Annotated in this window: 17 protein-coding genes and 6 tRNA genes; 13 read left to right on the top strand and 10 right to left on the bottom strand. The window is 74.4% G+C overall.

Annotated elements, in window-relative coordinates:
• The first annotated feature begins 25 nt into the window (after positions 1-25).
• Together cobA and DEJ43_RS05680 are read left to right on the top strand one after the other, a co-directional pair.
• Positions 26-1,297: a uroporphyrinogen-III C-methyltransferase gene (cobA, locus tag DEJ43_RS05685; protein WP_041662152.1), complete on the top strand. Its 1,272-nt coding sequence runs from the start codon at positions 26-28 to the stop codon at positions 1,295-1,297.
• Positions 1,298-1,364: 67 nt separating this feature from the next.
• Positions 1,365-2,183: a TrmH family RNA methyltransferase gene (locus DEJ43_RS05680; RefSeq protein ID WP_015032356.1), complete on the top strand. Its 819-nt coding sequence runs from the start codon at positions 1,365-1,367 to the stop codon at positions 2,181-2,183.
• A 52-nt stretch (positions 2,184-2,235) separates the two neighbouring features.
• Here DEJ43_RS05680 and DEJ43_RS05675 read toward each other — a convergent pair whose 3' ends face one another.
• Positions 2,236-3,471: a serine/threonine-protein kinase gene (locus DEJ43_RS05675; protein ID WP_015032355.1), complete on the bottom strand. Its 1,236-nt coding sequence runs from the start codon at positions 3,469-3,471 to the stop codon at positions 2,236-2,238.
• Between the two features lie 512 nt (positions 3,472-3,983).
• Here DEJ43_RS05675 and DEJ43_RS37330 point away from each other — a divergent pair.
• The 3 genes from DEJ43_RS37330 (at position 3,984) to DEJ43_RS05665 (ending at position 5,676) form a co-directional block, all read left to right on the top strand.
• On the top strand, positions 3,984-4,151 hold the full coding sequence (locus DEJ43_RS37330; RefSeq protein WP_041662151.1) for a hypothetical protein: 168 nt from the start codon (positions 3,984-3,986) through the stop codon (positions 4,149-4,151).
• A gap of 180 nt (positions 4,152-4,331) precedes the next feature.
• Positions 4,332-5,339 carry an aminoglycoside phosphotransferase family protein gene (locus DEJ43_RS05670; protein ID WP_015032354.1) on the top strand — a complete coding sequence of 336 codons (1,008 nt, stop codon included), beginning with the start codon at positions 4,332-4,334 and terminating at the stop codon, positions 5,337-5,339.
• A 46-nt stretch (positions 5,340-5,385) separates the two neighbouring features.
• A complete protein-coding gene (locus tag DEJ43_RS05665; protein ID WP_015032353.1) occupies positions 5,386-5,676 on the top strand; it encodes a TFIIB-type zinc ribbon-containing protein in 291 nt (96 codons plus the stop codon).
• A 113-nt stretch (positions 5,677-5,789) separates the two neighbouring features.
• On the opposite strand, the gene DEJ43_RS05660 is transcribed toward DEJ43_RS05665, so the two are convergent.
• The 5 genes from DEJ43_RS05660 to DEJ43_RS05640 form a co-directional block, all read right to left on the bottom strand.
• Positions 5,790-5,864 (bottom strand) — tRNA-Val (locus tag DEJ43_RS05660).
• Between the two features lie 41 nt (positions 5,865-5,905).
• Positions 5,906-5,977, bottom strand: a tRNA-Val gene (locus DEJ43_RS05655).
• A 39-nt stretch (positions 5,978-6,016) separates the two neighbouring features.
• A tRNA-Val gene (locus DEJ43_RS05650) sits at positions 6,017-6,088 on the bottom strand.
• Position 6,089: 1 nt separating this feature from the next.
• Positions 6,090-6,163, bottom strand: a tRNA-Cys gene (locus DEJ43_RS05645).
• Between the two features lie 39 nt (positions 6,164-6,202).
• Positions 6,203-6,275 (bottom strand) — tRNA-Gly (locus tag DEJ43_RS05640).
• A 232-nt stretch (positions 6,276-6,507) separates the two neighbouring features.
• On the opposite strand from DEJ43_RS05640, the gene DEJ43_RS05635 reads away from it, so the two are divergent.
• From DEJ43_RS05635 to DEJ43_RS05625, 3 genes are read left to right on the top strand one after another with little or no spacing between them, the layout of a single operon-like run.
• Entirely contained in the window at positions 6,508-7,575 is a 1,068-nt protein-coding gene (locus tag DEJ43_RS05635; RefSeq protein ID WP_015032352.1) for a chorismate-binding protein, read from the top strand.
• Complete coding sequence (locus tag DEJ43_RS05630; RefSeq protein ID WP_015032351.1) at positions 7,572-8,402, top strand: aminotransferase class IV; 831 nt, start codon at positions 7,572-7,574, stop codon at positions 8,400-8,402. Before DEJ43_RS05635 ends, DEJ43_RS05630 begins: the two co-directional genes overlap by 4 nt.
• Positions 8,403-8,444: 42 nt before the next feature.
• Positions 8,445-9,284, top strand: coding sequence for a GNAT family N-acetyltransferase (locus tag DEJ43_RS05625; protein WP_015032350.1), 840 nt, complete (start codon positions 8,445-8,447; stop codon positions 9,282-9,284).
• Between the two features lie 27 nt (positions 9,285-9,311).
• Here DEJ43_RS05625 and DEJ43_RS05620 read toward each other — a convergent pair whose 3' ends face one another.
• A complete protein-coding gene (locus tag DEJ43_RS05620) occupies positions 9,312-9,827 on the bottom strand; it encodes a DsbA family protein (RefSeq protein WP_015032349.1) in 516 nt (171 codons plus the stop codon).
• A gap of 149 nt (positions 9,828-9,976) precedes the next feature.
• On the opposite strand from DEJ43_RS05620, the gene DEJ43_RS05615 reads away from it, so the two are divergent.
• Entirely contained in the window at positions 9,977-10,390 is a 414-nt protein-coding gene (locus DEJ43_RS05615) for a hypothetical protein (RefSeq protein ID WP_015032348.1), read from the top strand.
• Between the two features lie 122 nt (positions 10,391-10,512).
• Complete coding sequence (locus DEJ43_RS37325) at positions 10,513-10,677, top strand: hypothetical protein (protein WP_167537135.1); 165 nt, start codon at positions 10,513-10,515, stop codon at positions 10,675-10,677.
• A 64-nt stretch (positions 10,678-10,741) separates the two neighbouring features.
• On the opposite strand, the gene DEJ43_RS05610 is transcribed toward DEJ43_RS37325, so the two are convergent.
• Complete coding sequence (locus DEJ43_RS05610) at positions 10,742-11,299, bottom strand: CGNR zinc finger domain-containing protein (RefSeq protein WP_015032346.1); 558 nt, start codon at positions 11,297-11,299, stop codon at positions 10,742-10,744.
• Between the two features lie 191 nt (positions 11,300-11,490).
• Complete coding sequence (locus DEJ43_RS05605; protein WP_015032345.1) at positions 11,491-11,904, bottom strand: SsgA family sporulation/cell division regulator; 414 nt, start codon at positions 11,902-11,904, stop codon at positions 11,491-11,493.
• A gap of 189 nt (positions 11,905-12,093) precedes the next feature.
• Between DEJ43_RS05605 and DEJ43_RS05600 the strand changes: the two genes are divergently transcribed.
• Together DEJ43_RS05600 and DEJ43_RS05595 are read left to right on the top strand one after the other, a co-directional pair.
• Positions 12,094-12,516 carry a TIGR02611 family protein gene (locus tag DEJ43_RS05600; protein WP_015032344.1) on the top strand — a complete coding sequence of 141 codons (423 nt, stop codon included), beginning with the start codon at positions 12,094-12,096 and terminating at the stop codon, positions 12,514-12,516.
• 54 nt (positions 12,517-12,570) lie between these two features.
• Positions 12,571-12,645 (top strand) — tRNA-Val (locus tag DEJ43_RS05595).
• Positions 12,646-12,696: 51 nt separating this feature from the next.
• On the opposite strand, the gene DEJ43_RS05590 is transcribed toward DEJ43_RS05595, so the two are convergent.
• Positions 12,697-15,234: an SCO7613 C-terminal domain-containing membrane protein gene (locus DEJ43_RS05590; RefSeq protein ID WP_015032343.1), complete on the bottom strand. Its 2,538-nt coding sequence runs from the start codon at positions 15,232-15,234 to the stop codon at positions 12,697-12,699.
• A 92-nt stretch (positions 15,235-15,326) separates the two neighbouring features.
• Here DEJ43_RS05590 and DEJ43_RS05585 point away from each other — a divergent pair, with 92 nt between their 5' ends.
• Entirely contained in the window at positions 15,327-15,773 is a 447-nt protein-coding gene (locus DEJ43_RS05585; RefSeq protein ID WP_071891162.1) for an SRPBCC family protein, read from the top strand.
• Positions 15,774-15,810 lie beyond the last annotated feature (37 nt).

Below are 15,810 nucleotides of genomic sequence, written 5' to 3'. Positions count from 1 at the left end.
CCGCCCTCCGAGGAGCCGCTCACCCATGGCCGAGAACGCCGAGCACGCCGATCACACCGCCCCGCCGGCGGCGTCGCACCCCGCCTACCCCGTGGGCCTGCGCCTGGCCGGCCGCCGCGTAGTCGTCCTCGGCGGCGGCCAGGTCGCCCAGCGCAGGCTCCCGGCCCTGATCGCGGCCGGCGCCGACATCACCCTGATCTCCCCCTCCGCGACCCCCTCCGTCGAGGCGATGGCCGAGGCCGGCGAGATCACCTGGGTGAAGCGCCGCTACGAGGACGGTGACCTCGCCGACGCCTGGTACGCCCTGGTCGCCACCACCGACCCGGCCTCGAACGCCGCCGCGTCCGCCGAGGCCGAGCGGACCCGGACCTGGTGCGTCCGCTCCGACGACGCGGAGGCGGCCACCGCCTGGACCCCGGCCACCGGCCGCGGCGAGGGCGTCACGGTCGCCGTGCTGACCGGTCACGACCCGCGCCGCTCCGCCGCCGTGCGGGACGCCATCCTGGAGGGCCTGCGGGACGGCTCGATCGCCGCGCCGCAGCACCGCGCGCGCACCCCGTTCGTCGCCCTGGTCGGCGGCGGCCCCGGCGACCCCGACCTCATCACGGTCCGCGGCCGCCGCCTGCTCGCGGAGGCGGACGTGGTCATCGCCGACCGGCTCGGCCCCCGTGACCTGCTCGACGAGCTGCCCCCGCACGTCGAGGTGATCGACGCGGCGAAGATCCCGTACGGCCGTTTCATGGCCCAGGAAGCCATCAACAACGCGCTGATCGAGCACGCGAAGGCGGGCAGGTCGGTCGTACGGCTCAAGGGCGGCGACCCGTTCGTCTTCGGCCGCGGCATGGAGGAGGCCCAGGCGCTCGCCGCCGAGGGCATCGCGTGCACGGTCGTCCCCGGCATCTCCAGCTCCATCTCGGTCCCGGGCGCGGCGGGCATCCCGGTCACGCACCGCGGGGTGGCCCACGAGTTCACGGTGGTCAGCGGGCACGTGGCGCCGGACGACCCGCGTTCCCTCGTCGACTGGGCGTCGCTCGCGAAGCTCACCGGCACCCTGGTGATCCTGATGGGCGTCGACAAGATCGGGAAGATCGCCGAGGCGCTCGTCGCGCACGGCAAGGACCCGCGGACGCCCCTGGCCCTGGTCCAGGAGGGCACGACGGCCTCCCAGCGCCGGGTGGACGCGACGCTGGAGACGGTCGCGGAGACGGTGAAGGCGCAGGAGGTCCGTCCGCCGGCGGTCATCGTGATCGGCGACGTGGTGGCGGAGGGCCCGAACCGCCTGACCGAGCAGGGCTGACCGTCACCCGCCGACGCACCGCCGCACACACATTGGCACCACACCCCGGACAAGGCAGTATCACCTCGTGGCCGAACTCATCACGATCGACGACCCCGACGACCCGCGCCTGCGCGACTACACCGGTCTGACCGACGTCGAACTCCGCCGCAGACGGGAGCCGGCCGAGGGCCTGTTCATCGCCGAGGGCGAGAAGGTCATCCGCCGTGCCAGGCAGGCGGGGTACGAGATGCGGTCGATGCTGCTCTCCGCCAAGTGGGTCGACGTGATGCGGGACGTCATCGACGAGGTCCCGGCGCCGGTGTACGCGATCCAGCCGGACCTCGCGGAGCGCGTCACCGGCTACCACGTGCACCGGGGCGCCCTCGCCTCGATGCAGCGCAAGCCGCTCCCGGACGCCGCCGAACTGCTCGTCGGAGCCCGCCGGGTGGTCGTGATGGAGTCGGTCAACGACCACACCAACATCGGCGCCATCTTCCGCAGCGCCGCCGCCCTGGGCATGGACGCCGTCCTGCTGTCACCGGACTGCGCGGACCCGCTGTACCGGCGCTCGGTGAAGGTGTCGATGGGCGCGGTGTTCTCGGTGCCGTACGCCCGGCTCGACACCTGGCCGCGAGGCCTGGAGGCGGTACGGGAGGCGGGCTTCAAGCTCCTCGCGCTGACCCCGGCCGAGAAGGCGATGTCGATCGACGAGGCGGCCCCGCACCGGCTGGAGCGGGTGGCCCTGATGCTGGGTGCGGAGGGGGACGGGCTCACCACGCAGGCCCTGCGTGCCGCCGACGAATGGGTCCGCATCCCGATGGCCCACGGCGTCGACTCGCTGAACGTGGGCGCGGCGGCGGCGGTCGCGTTCTACGCGGTGGCGACGGGCCGCCCGACGACCTGACGGGCCGGGGAGCGCGCCGAGCGCTCCCCGCCGGCCGCCCGCTCGGCCCTTCCTATCCCTGAAGGGCCTGGGCGGCGGCGATGCCGAGGGCCACGACCAGGGTCACCACGACGAAGACGAAGAGCCGCTGCCGCAGCAGCCGGGGGTTGGCGGGGCGGCGCCCCGTGGAGGTCGTGCGCCCGCCGGGCCGGGTGGCGGGCCGTCCCCCGGTGCGGCCGCCGGTCCGGGGCCCGGCGGAGGGCCGGGCCGCGGGGCCGGGCCCCCGCCCGGCGGTGCGCTCCCGCTCGGAGCTCCGCTCCGTACCGCGTTCGCCCCCGCGCTCCGCGCCGCGCTCGGTCACCCGCTCGGCGCCCCGCTCCGGCGCACGGCCGGGCACATCGCGCTCGGTGTACCGCTCGGTCGGCCGTACGGTGTTGCGCTCCTCGGCCCGCTCCCGCTGCACAGGCGGCCGGGAGACCGGCAGTCCCTGCGCCTCGCGCGCCGCGATCTCCTTGAGCCGCATCGACAGCTGGAGCGTGCTGGGGCGGTCCTCGGGGTCCTTCGCCAGGCAGGCCCGGATGAGCGGCGCGAGCGCGTCCGGCACGCCGTGCAGCTGGGGCTCCTCGTGCACCACCCGGTAGAGCATGACCTCGGAACTCCCGTGCCCGAAGGGGGAGTCGGACATCGCCGCGTACGCCAGGGTGGCGCCCAGCGAGAACACGTCGGTGGCGGGGGTGACGGCCGCGCCGCGCACCTGCTCGGGGGCGAGGAAGCCGGGGGAGCCGACGGCCGTGCCCACATGGGTCAGGGTGCTCGCGCCGGTGGCCCAGGCGATCCCGAAGTCGATGATGCGGGGGCCCTTGGGGGAGAGCAGGATGTTCGAGGGCTTGAGGTCGCGGTGCACGACCCCCGCCTCGTGGACGGCGACGAGACCCTCCGACAGGGCCGCGCCGATCGAGGCCACGTCCGCGGCGCGCAGGCCGCCCTCCTCGGCGACCCGGTCGTGCAGCGAGGGCCCGGGGACGTACTGGGTGGCGAACCAGGGGCGCTCGGCCTCCAGGTCCGCGGCGACGAGCCGGGCCGTGCAGCCGCCGCGGATCCGCCGGGCGGCGGACACCTCGCGGGCGAACCGGGACCGGAACTCCTGGTCCTCGGCGAGGTCGGGCCGGATCACCTTGAGCGCGACGCGCTGGCCGCGCCGGTCGGAGCCCAGGTACACGACGCCCATCCCGCCGGCCCCCAGCCTGCGGTGGAGCCGGAACGACCCGACGATCCGCGGATCCTCGCGCCGGAGCCGCATCATCGCCATGTCCGTCCCCTCGTCCGTTCGACGTGGCACAGCTTACGTAGTGGCGCCCGCAGGCGCTCATAGGCCGCGCCCTCGCACCCGGAATCGATCGTCAGTGCTGGGGGCCACCCGGGGTGGTGGGGGGTCCGGCCCGTCACCCCAACGCCCATTCCGGGCAGCCGAGTTGACCATCGGTCAGCCGGACGTCCGGAGAGCCCGGGGAAGGTCTGCCGGACCCCCTGGACCTGGGCGTTCGTCCGGGGCCCCGCGAAGTGAGCGAAGTCACGCCCGCGCCCGCCGTCCCGTGCCCCTCCCGGAACCCCTCCGGGATCTCCCGGGGTTCCGCGGCCCCGTCTCCACCCAGGGGAGTACGCCGTCCGGCCGGTCGTCATCCTCCGGGAGGCCCGCAAGTCGGTACGCGGGCATGACGCCCGGGCCCTCCCGGCTCCCTAATGTTGATGTCAAGCGGCGGGTGCAGCACTCGTCCCCCGAGGTCAAGCACCCGCCGCGCCAGACACGACAGGAGAGGAACCATGGCTTTCACGGCATCGCGGACGAGCACCCGGCCTTCGAGCCGGCGTCACCCCTTGGTGGCCACCGCCATGGTCCTCCCTCTCGCGGCCCTGCTCGTGGTCGTCTTCGGCGGCTGGGAAGCGGTGGTCACACAGGCGTCGTCCGTGGGCGTGATGCTGGGGCGCTGAACAGCGCCCCGGACCCGGGAGAGCGGCCCGGGTCGGGACATCCGGCCATCAACCCCGTGGGGACGGGGGTGCGGCGGACGGCAGCGTGGGGCCGGTCAGCTGGGGAGCTGACCGGCCCTCGCGCTTTCCCGGACGCCGCCGGGCGGCGGCACCGGGCCCCCGCCCCGTACGCTCGCCCCCGTGAACTCCGCCCCTCAGCCCCTCCCCGCCCGTCTCGCCGCCCTCGCGCACGCCGCGGCCCACCGTTCCGGAGCGCCCTGCGGCTGCGCGGGCGGCCTGGTCGGGGTGCTCGCGGACCGGGACGACGGGACGGTCGTACGGCACGGGCGGCTGGTCGTGAAGGCGCACGCCCCCGGTACGGACCCCGAGGAGCACCGGGCGCGGCTGGCGCTGGTCGCCCACCCGGACGTCGCCGGGGTCTTCCTCCCGCCCCTCACCTCGCCCGCGGCCCCGCCCGCCGAGCTCGACGGCCGCCCCGTCACGGTGTGGCCGTACGGCCCGCCGGTGGACCCGGCCGACCCCGACGCCGCCCCCTGGGAGGAGGCGGCGAGGCTGCTGGCCCTGCTCCACCGCACCCCGCCGCCGCCCGGGCAGGCCGCCCGGCTCCCGGCGATGAGGGCGCCCGTGAAGGCGGCACTCGCCGTGGAGCGGATGCGCCGGACGGCGCCCGGGCACCCGGCCGCGGCGACCGTGCTCGCCGCCTGGAGGTCGGTCCTCGCGCACCCCGCCCCGGGCCCCCGCCTGCTCTGCCACGGCGACTTCCACCTGGGCCAACTGGTCCGCGACACCGGGCCCTCGGCCACCTCCCCTGCGACCACGTCTCCGGCAGCGACCTCCCCGGCCGCCGCGCCCTGGCGGCTCATCGACATGGACGACCTCGGGCTCGGCGACCCGGCCTGGGATCTGGCCCGCCCCGCCGCCTGGTTCGCGGCCGGAATCCTGCCCCCGGAGATCTGGTCCCGCTTCCTCGGCGCGTACCAGGAGGCGGGCGGTCCGGCCGTGGGCGCCGATCCCTGGGTCCAACTCGACGTCCCGGCCCGCGCCCTGACGGTCCAGACCGCCGCCCTGGCCCTCGCGAAGTCGTCGGCGGAGGGCCGGCCGCTCGACGAGGTCGAGGACGTGATGATCGACACCTGCGCCCGTATCGCCGGGCATCGAACCGACTCGGGCGCCACGGCGTCCACGTAAGGTGAAGCCACCATTCGAACGGCGACGTCAGGGAGTTGAGCCGACGATGCAGTGTCCCAAGTGTCACGCGGCCATGCACACGTACAACCGCAACGGTGTCCAGATCGAGCAGTGCAGCGGCTGCCGCGGGATATTCCTGGACTACGGCGAGCTGGAGGCCCTGACCCGCCTGGAGTCCCAGTGGGTCCAGCAGGCCCCGCCCGCGCCGCCGGCCCCGCAGGCCTACCCGGCCGCGCAGCCCGCCGCTCCCGCCTGGGGCGCCCCGCACCACGGCGGTCACCACGGCGGCGGTCACTACCGCCAGCGCGGTTTCGGCCGCATGCTCTTCTCCTCCTGACGTCAGCCGTCTGACCTCAGGTGCACCGGGTCTCCCGGTGCACGAGCATGCCCGGAGCGGGCACACGAGAAAGCCCCCCGGTCGCGTGATGCGACGGCCGGGGGGCTTCTTGGTGGTGCGCGATACTGGGATTGAACCAGTGACCTCTTCCGTGTCAGGGAAGCGCTCTCCCGCTGAGCTAATCGCGCGGGTGGTGCACACGACGTGCCCGAAGGCACTGCGTACTGCGTGCGCGATACTGGGATTGAACCAGTGACCTCTTCCGTGTCAGGGAAGCGCTCTCCCGCTGAGCTAATCGCGCGGGACGGTCCGTACGGACCGGATCTTCGGTTGTTCTGCGTGCGCGATACTGGGATTGAACCAGTGACCTCTTCCGTGTCAGGGAAGCGCTCTCCCGCTGAGCTAATCGCGCTTGGAGGTGGAGACGGGATTTGAACCCGTGTAGACGGCTTTGCAGGCCGTTGCCTCGCCTCTCGGCCACTCCACCAGGAGTGAATACAGGGGTTCGGGAAGATCCCCCACATCGAGCGGACGACGAGATTCGAACTCGCGACCCTCACCTTGGCAAGGTGATGCTCTACCAACTGAGCCACGTCCGCTTGTCGTTTCCGTTTCGCTTGCGCGTCCCGGCGACGTGTTGAACTCTAGCGGATTCCTGGGCCAGCACAAAAACGCGTTTCCGCAGCGTGCTGACCTGCGCGCCGATCCGGGTGCCCGGCCGGGCGTCCCGGAGGGTTCGCGCCACGTTCACGCGCCGTGTTCCCGGGGTGGCGGGGAGCGCCGTCACACGCGCCCCCGGTGCCCCACCTCCGGCCGACCTAGACTCGATGCGTGCACGACCTTGCTCCTCTGGCCCGCTTCGGCGGCCTCGTCGCGACCGACCTCCGGGACGTCACCCACGACCCCGAAGCCCTGGACTCCACCGGCTTCTGGGCCATCTGCGCCGACTTCGAAGGGCGCCTGACCTGCGCGCGCTTCGGCGACGTGCGGCCCGACCCCGTCCCCGCGCCCGTCCCGGGCGCCTGGCGCGGGCCCGCCGCCGGTGACTGGACGTCCTCCCTCGACCGCGCCGCGTACACCGCGGGCGTCCGGCGCGTGCGCGAGCACATCGCGCGCGGGGAGGTCTACCAGGCGAACCTCTGCCGGGTGCTGACCGCGCCGCTGCCGGATCCGGCCGCCGCCGACGTCGACGCCCTCACCGCGCTCCTCGCCCGGGGCAACCCGGCCCCCTACGCCGGAACGATCCGGCTGCCCGCGCACGGCGTGGAGGTCGCCACCGCGTCCCCCGAGCTCTATCTGCGCAGGGAAGGGGCCCTGATCTCCTCCGGCCCCATCAAGGGGACCGGCCGCACCGCCGCCGACCTCCTCCCCAAGGACCACGCGGAGAACGTGATGATCGTCGACCTGGTCCGCAACGACCTGGGACGCGTCAGCGAGACCGGCTCCGTCGCCGTCCCCGCCCTCTGCGCGATCGAGGAGCACCCCGGCCTCGTCCACCTGGTCTCCACGGTGACCGGTCTGCTGCGCGAGGACGCCGGCTGGCCCGAGCTGCTCGACGCCACCTTCCCGCCCGGTTCCGTCACCGGCGCCCCCAAGTCCAGCGCCCTGCGGATCATCGAGGCCTTGGAGACCGCACCCCGCGGCCCCTACTGCGGAGGCATCGGCTGGGTCGACGCCGACGCGGGCACCGCGGAGCTGGCCGTCGGGATAAGGACCTTCTGGATCGACCGCCCCGAGGGCGTGCTCCGGTTCGGCACCGGCGCCGGGATCACCTGGGGCTCCGACCCGGAGCGGGAGTGGGAGGAGACCGAGCTGAAGGCGTCCCGGCTGGTCGCGATAGCGTCGGGCGCCTACGAGTCAGGCGCCCTTGAGGCGAGCGGAAAGGCCACTTCTCGATGAAAATCTGGGTCAACGGCGGGCTGCACGACGCGGAGAACGCCCTGGTCTCCGTACTGGACCACGGGCTGACCGTCGGCGACGGCGTCTTCGAGACGGTCAAGGCGGAGCGCGGCGAGACCTTCGCCCTCACCCTCCACCTGGAGCGCCTCACCCGCTCCGCCCGCGGCCTCGGCCTGCCCGACCCGGACCTCGACGAGGTCCGCCGCGCCTGCGCCGCCGTCCTCGACGCCAACCCGATGGAGCTCGGCCGGCTCCGCATCACGTACACCGGCGGCCTCTCCCCGCTCGGTTCGGAGCGCGGGGACGCCGGCACCAGCCTGGTCGTCGGGCTCGGGGAGACGGGCCGCCGCGCCGACTCCACCGCCGTGGTCACCGTGCCGTGGACCCGGAACGAGCGCGGCGCCCTCACCGGCCTCAAGACCACCTCGTACGGCGAGAACGTCGTCGCCCTGGCCCGGGCGCGGGAGCGGGGCGCCACCGAGGCCCTCTTCGCCAACACGGTGGGACAGCTCTGCGAGGGCACCGGCTCCAACGTCTTCGTCGTGGTCGGCGGCCGGATCCTCACCCCGCCCGTCTCCTCCGGCTGTCTGGCGGGCATCACCCGCGCCCTCGTCGTCCGGTGGACCGGGGCCGAGGAGACGGACCTGCCGCTGGACGTGCTGGAGACCGCCGACGAGATCTTCCTGACCTCGACCCTCCGCGACGTGCAGGCCGTGCACCGGGTCGACTCCCGTGAGCTGACGCCGGCGCCCGGCCCGGTCACCGCGAAGGCCATGCGGATCTTCGACGAGCACGCGGCTCGGGACCGCGACCCGAGCCTGGGGTAAATCCTGATGACGGACGGCCCCGGGGTGGGTAGAACAGCTGTGATGACCACCACCCTGCGGCCGGCCGAGCCGCTTCAGCAGACGCCCGACGGCGGACGTTCCCGTACCTACGACGTCTGTGTGAACAGCCGCCGCGTCGGTTCCGTCCACCTCTCGACCGACCCGGGCTTCGGCGCCGCCTCCGGCGTGATCGGCCGGCTCCGGGTCGACGAGCCGGACCGAGGACGGGGCAGGGGCACGGTCGCGGCGCTCGCCTCCGAGGAGGTGCTGCGCGGCTGGGGCTGCGTCGAGGTGCAGGTCTCGGTGCCCGCCGACGCCGAGGCGGCGCTGCGGATGGTCCGCTCGCTCGGCTACACCGAGCGCAGCCGGAACATGGTGAAGGAGCTGCCCGCCGAGCAGCCGCTCCTGCCGGAGGGCGTCGAGATCCGTCCGATGACCGGCGCCGAGTACGCGGCCTGGGAGGTACGGGCCAAGGAGGGCTTCGCGCGGAGCTGGATCGACCGCGGCGTCCCCGAGGACCAGGCCCGCGCCAAGGCCGAGAGCAGCCACGCCCGGTACCTCCCGGAGGGGCTCGACACCCCCGGGGTCGCGATCCACGTCGTGGTCAGGGACGGGCGGCCCGCGGGTTTCCTCTGGACCGGCCGGATCGAGCTGGAGCCGGGTCTGTGGGCGGGCTTCGTGTACGACATCGAGGTCGACGAGGCGCAGCGCGGCCACGGCTACGGCCGGGCGCTGATGCTGCTCGCCGAGCGGGTCGCGTGGGAGGCCGGGGAGACCCTGCTCGGACTGCACGTCTTCGCGGGCAACACCCCGGCGATCCGGCTCTACGAGTCCCTCGGCTACCGCACGACCTACGTCAACAGCGCGAAGGAACTGCGGTAGGGGAGGGCGCCCCGGTGCCGGGCTCCCTCAGCCGCGCAGCAGGCGGTCGGCGATCTCCTCGATCCGCCCGCGCAGTCCGTCCTGGCTCTGGCCGCCGTCGAGGCGCTCGCCGCCGATGACGTAGGTCGGCGTGCCGGTGACCTTGATCGCCTTGCCCTCGGCCTCGTCCGCGTCGACGGTCAGCAGGTGCCGGCCGTCGATCAGGGCGGTGTCGAACTCCTCGGCGTCCAGGCCGAGTTCGGTCGCGACCTCCATGAGGACCGGCTCGCCCCGCTCGCCGAGCTCGGCGGTCCTGGCCAGCAGCGCCTCCGCGTACGGCCAGCCCTTGCCCTGCTCGCAGGCCTCCTCGGCGGCCTGCGCGGCGGCGTACGCGTGCTTGTGCTTCGCGAGCGGGAAGTGGCGCAGCTGTACGTCGAGCCGGTCGCCGTACTTCTCGCGGAGCGCGCGGACGTCGTCGAGGGCCTGGAAGCAGTCGGGGCACTGGAGGTCGAACCACGCCTCGAGGACGACGGGGGAGGCGGGTGCGGTGGTGGAGTCGCTCATGGGAGCAGTCTCCCTCACCAGGACCTGGGGAGGAGATCCCGGCGGGGGTGACCCGGAGATCTCCCTGAGACCGGGCCGGGGACATGGCCCGGGACGGCTCCGGCGGTGCACGATGGAAGAGACGTATCACCCGGGACCTGGAGGACCGCATGCTCGCCGAGACCATTTGCTCCGCGGTGTCCGCGGCGGGCCTGGGCATCGCCGCGATCACGGCGTACCGGAAGCGATTCGTGTCCGCCGCCCGTATCGCGGCCTACTCCCTGGTGCCGCTCGGTCTCGTGATGACCGGCGCCGTCGACTGGATCGCGGACACGGCCTTCAGCCCGGTCGCCTGGGCCGGCTTCGGTGTCCTCGGCCTCGCCTGGGTGCTGTTCCTGTCCACCCGGGCCGTCGAGCGGCGGCGCGGTGGCCGCAAGGAGACCACCGGTGGGGCCGGGCCGGGCGCCGTGGCGCCCGCGGCGTCGTCGCCCTCGCGCGCCGTGACGGCGAAGCCGCAGGCCGGCGCGACCGCCGGGGAGGACTTCAGCGACATCGAGGCGATTCTGAAGAAGCACGGAATCTGATCGCTTCTGGCGGTTCCCGTTCCCGTGATCGTCCGGCGATCCACGGGAAGGGGTGAACGACCCTTGCCGTGGGGCGTGTTGCGGGATTTCCGGGGTCCGGGGTGCGTCATCATCCCCCCGAGATGCTCGATACCTCGCGGGACGCCGTCCCCGCCGCCACCGATGCCCCTGCCGACGAGCCGCGCGGCTGTCTGTTCGCGCTCTCCCAGCCGCCGCTGATGATCTTTCTCGGGGTGATCGGCTGTCTGCTGCTGATGGCCGCCGTGCACGACCTCTTCGTCCTGTGAGGCCGTGCGCTCTTCGTCCTGTGAGGCCGTGCGGCCGGGGCGGCCGCGTGCGGCCCGGGCGGTCTCAGCCCGCGGCCTCCTTGCGGCGCGCCCGGTACGCGGCCACGTGCAGCCGGTTTCCGCAGGTGCGGCTGTCGCAGTAGCGGCGCGAGCGGTTGCGGGACAGGTCGACGAAGGCCCGGCCGCAGTCCGGGGCCTCGCAGCGGCGCAGCCGCTCCTGCTCGCCGGCCACCACGATGAACGCCAGCGCCATGCCGCAGTCGGCCGCCAGGTGGTCCGCCACCGAGGCGCCCGGCGCGAAGTAGTGCACGTGCCAGTCGTAGCCGTCGTGGTCGGTGAGCTGAGGCGTGGTGCCCGCACCCGCCACCAGCTGGTTGATCAGCGGGGCCGCGATCCGGGCCTCGGGGGCGGAGAAGACCGCCGCGAACTTCTCGCGGACCAGCCGGACGGCCCGCAGGTCGGCGGGGCCGAGGTCGCCCACGTCGCTGATCTTGTGCGCGTGGACGAAGGTCTGCAGCCCCTCGATGTCCGCGAGCTCGTCGGGCCGGTCGCCCTGGGGCGCGGTGTTCATCAGATCGACGACGGTGTCGAGGGCGATCCGGGTGTCGTGGGGGATCAGCACGATTCGCTCCCTGGCCGGCCGCGGGCGGGCGCCCGCGGAATGGCGCTGACTTTAGCGCGACCGGCAAAAGGACAACGGCGCCCTCCACCGCGCCGGCTGCGCGGTGGGGAGCGCCGGTGTCGTGCCTATGTGGCTGCCCGCGTGGCGCCGTCGCCCCGAGTCGGACGGCGCCGTACGGCTCTCGGCCTGGCTCAGCTGTCGGCCAGGATGTGGGAGAGCTCCGTATCGAGGTCGAAGTGCCGGTGCTCGGTGCCCGGTGGCACGGCGGCGTCGGTCCGCTTCAGGAACGACTCCAGGGCCCTCGCCGGGGCCTCGAGCAGGGCTTCTCCCTCGGGGGAGCTCAGCGCGATGCAGACGACTCCCTGGCCGTGACTACGTGACGGCCAGACGCGGACGTCGCCCGTGCCGGTGGGCCGGTGCAGCCCCTCGGCGAGAAGGTCGCGGGCGAAGACCCACTCGACCGTCTCCTCGGCTCCGGTGTGGAAGGTGGCGTGCACGGCATACGGATCGGCCGTGTCATACCGCAGGCCCGCGGGTACAGGCAGTGAGGACTCGCTCGACACAACGAGGCGCAGGTGCAGCTCGCAGCTGACCGTGGTGTTCATAAGCGCCAGGGCCTTTCGCTCAGTGTGCGCTCGGGGATTCGCACGTCGGCGAAATCGACATGCCACCTCCAGTGCCGTTGTAAACCCCTCTGTCGGTTTTGTGATCGTTCAGGTAGCTCGTATGGGGGCGTGTGACCTGCGGTAATACCGCCATTCCGGCGACTGCCCGCCGTCGGGTAAGTTGGGACCATGAATGCGGAGAGTGACGAGCGCACCGGGGAGTCCGCAGACGGCCAGGAAGCCGAACTGGGATCCCGCGCACCGGAGTTCATCAAGTCCCGGCGAGGCCTGCATCTGAGCTGGCAGGTCGGTGTCTTCATCGTGGGACTCGCCGTGGTCGGCGCCGGAGTGGTGATGCTGCCGCTCCCGGGGCCGGGCTGGCTGGTCATCTTCGGCGGCATGGCGATCTGGGCGACCGAGTTCGTCTGGGCGCAGCTCGTGCTCCGCTGGACCAAGCGCAAGGTCACCGAGGCCGCCCAGCGCGCCCTCGACCCCAAGGTCCGCCGCAGGAACATCATCCTCACCACCGTCGGCCTGGTGATCATCGCCGCCCTGCTCGGCGTCTACCTCTGGAAGTTCGGCCTCGTGATGCCGTGGAAGATCGACGAGTGACCCCTGGATGGTTCGGAAGCCCCGCTGACATGCGGTAATGTTTGCGGTGCGCCGGGGCGATTAGCTCAGTGGGAGAGCACTTCGTTCACACCGAAGGGGTCACTGGTTCGAACCCAGTATCGCCCACCACCCGGCCCGAAGGCCCGAGACGGAATCCCGTCCCGGGCCTTCGGCGTCTCCTCACCGCATCCGGGCGACCCGGTCACGCAGCCTCCGGGCGTCCCGAAGCCGCTGCTCGTACGTGGCACCCACCGCGAGCAGCAGGAGCCCGGCGAGGGCCGGCGGCAGCCAGCGCGGCAGCGCGCCCACCACCTGCACCACGTACGGCGCCAGCTCGTGCAGCCCGTCCAGGGCGAGCACCGAGCCGCCGAGGACCAGGAGCGCCTGGAGCCGGAACCGCGCGCCGAGCAGCGTCACCACGAGGGCCGCCGCCCCCAGCGCCAGCGGGCGCGGCCACTCCGGGTCCGTCCAGGCAGCGAAGAGGCTCGGCAGCAGCGTCGCCGCGAGACCGGGGCCGTACGCCGTCCAGGAGGAGACCGCCGGGTCCCGGCGGCGGCGCAGGAACCCGACGACGAGGGCGGGCACCGTCACCGGCAGCGTGTACGCCTCCGGGGTCGTCACCTCCCACGCCGCGAGCCGGACCCAGGTGGCCGCCAGGAAGAGCACCGCAGCCGTCCACGAGGCGAACGCGCGCCGCTCGGGCCGCAGCGCCGTCGCCGCCGCGATCACCCCGCCGAGGGCCAGGGCGAGCGCGAGGAACGCCGGCCGGGACGCGGCGAGACCGAAGGCGGGCAGGGCCACCACCGCACCGGTGACCTCCACCGGCAGGGCCACCGGGCGCGCCTTGGCGCCGACGGCCGCCGTCCCGGCCGGGACGAGCAGCAGCGCGAGCGCCGTCCAATGGGCCTCGACGTCGGCGGCCGCCGTCGTCGCCCACACGAGCCCGGTGGCCGTGAGCACCGCGCCGCAGGCGGCGACCATCCGGCGCGGGCCGTCGCCGAGCACCGCCACGCCCGTGAGGAGCGCGAGCAGCACGCCGAGCGCCGTGAACGTGGCCGCCCGCACGTCCAGGGCGAGCGCGACCGCGCTCACGGCGGACGCGAGCCCGGCGGCGTACACGATCCACCCGAGGACGGCCCCCGGCTCCGCGCCGTGCGCCGACGGACGCGGCCGGGCCGGGGCCCACGCGGGCCACGTACCGGCCGGCGGCGCGGCAGCTTCGCTCGGGGGCGTGGCGGGGCGCTCGGCGGCCGCCTCGGGTCCGCCGGGGCCTTCGGGGGTTTCGGCGGGGCGCAGGCCGCGGGTCAGCGGGCCCGGGCGGACGGCGTACGTCAGTGCCGCCGCGCCCGTCAGGAGCTGGAGGGCGAGCGTCGCCGCGTACGGGAGGCCGAGCGAGACCGGCAGCGCCGTCAGGAGCGCCCAGAGCAGCGCCAGGGCGCCGCAGCGGGCCCAGAGCCGGGGGAGTGCGGCGAGGACGCCGGCGGCCACCGCGAGGACCAGGACGGCCGTCGCCGGGTACGCGGCGAGGACGGGCTCGGCGTGCTCGCCCGACCAGACCTCCGTCGTCCGCGCCAGCGGCCCGAGGAGTCCCGCCGCCACCGGCGGCAGCGCCCACAGAAGCCCGGTCCCGACGACGCCGGCACCGGCGCCGGCGAGCCCGAGCCGGACACCGGCCGGAAGCCGGACCCCGGCCGGGACGGGCGAGCCGTCCGCCGGAGCAGGTGAGCCCGCCGGCAGACGCCAGACCGCCGCGAGGGCGAGCCCGCACAGCACGTACCCCGGCACCGTCCAGTCCTGCGGGACCGCCGAGCGCAGCACCCCGCCCAGGGCCGTCACCGTCGCCAGGCCCGCGACCACCGAGGCCGCCACCGCGAGCGCGGGGACGCGCAGGGCCACCGCCAGGGCCACCGCGGCGCCCGCCAGGAGGAGCGGCGCGCCGCTCCACGGCGCGGTGAGCGAGAGCCAGCCGCCGGTCAGGAGCGCCCAGCCGCCGAGGAGCACCGCGCCGACGGCCGCCGTGAGCCGGACCGAGGAGGGCCGGGCCCACAGCAGCACCGCGCCGTCCGCCGCCGCCGTGACCAGCGCCGCCCACGCGAAGGCGGCCGGTCCGCCGCCGCCCGCCAGCACGCCGAGCGGCAGCGGCAGCTGTCCGGCGGCCACCGCCACCGGCAGCGGCGTCCGCAGCCGGGGCAGCACCGAGCCGTACGCCGTCCACGCGCCCGCGAGGACCGCCGCGGCCACCGCCGCGTACCCCAGGCCGTCCGTCCCCGCCAGCGCCACCCGGTGCAGCGCGTACGCGTCGAGCACCATCAGGGCGAGACCGAGCGCCGCCACCGCCTCGGCCGTCGAGACCAGGCTCCGGCGCAGCAGCGCCACCGGCGCCGCGAGCGCCGCGGAGGTCACCGCGAACAGGACCGCCGCGCGGCCGCCGATACCCATCGACCCCCAGCTCACCAGGGTGAATGCGACGGCCGCGATCGTCAGCAGGGTGCCGCCGAGCGTGAGCAGGACGTTCTGCGCGCTCCTCGGCGTCGAATCGGCCACCGGCGGGCGCGGCCAGGGGGCGGCAGCGGGAACGGCCCCGGGGGCGGCCGGGGCGTGCAGCACCCGGAGCAACCAGGCGCGCCGGGCCAGCAACTGGGAGCGGCGCGCGTCGAGTCGGGCCAGCTCACGGTCGACGAGCACCAGCTCGTCCGCGGGCGGCAGGGAGTTGTCCATGCCCGGAGTGTGGCCCGGGCCACACCCGCCGGGAATGCGTCGGGGTACTCATCTTCCGGCCCCGGCGGTCTGAGTACGTCCACACTGGGGGCATGGACTGGTGCCGTTACCGCTTCCGCAGCGTCTGGCGGCTCGCCGCCCCACCGGACGCCGTCTACGCCGTCCTCGCACGGACCGAGGAGTACCCCCGCTGGTGGCCCCAGGTCCGCGAGGTCGTCCCCGTGGACGACACCACCGGCACCGCCCGCTTCCGCTCCCTGCTCCCGTACGACATCCTCGTCACCGCCCGCGTCCTGCGCCGCGACCCCGAGGCCCGCGTCCTGGAGGCCGGCCTCGGCGGCGACCTGGAGGGATGGGCCCGCTGGACGGTCAGCCCGGAGGGCGCCGGCACCCGCGCGCTGTACGAGCAGGAGGTCGAGGTCCGGGCCCGGCTGCTGCGGCTCTTCGCCGTCCCCGGACGACCCGTCTTCCGCGCCAACCACGCCCTGATGATGCGGGCCGGGCGGCGGGGGATCGCCGCCCACCTGCGATCGGTTTGAACGAAGGGCGCGAAGGCCTGTATGGTTCAACCCGTTC

It is taken from the genome of Streptomyces venezuelae ATCC 10712 (genome assembly GCF_008639165.1).
Taxonomy (GTDB): domain Bacteria; phylum Actinomycetota; class Actinomycetes; order Streptomycetales; family Streptomycetaceae; genus Streptomyces; species Streptomyces venezuelae.
Note: the sequence above shows the minus strand (reverse complement) of the source record. Positions and strands in the feature narration are given on the sequence as shown.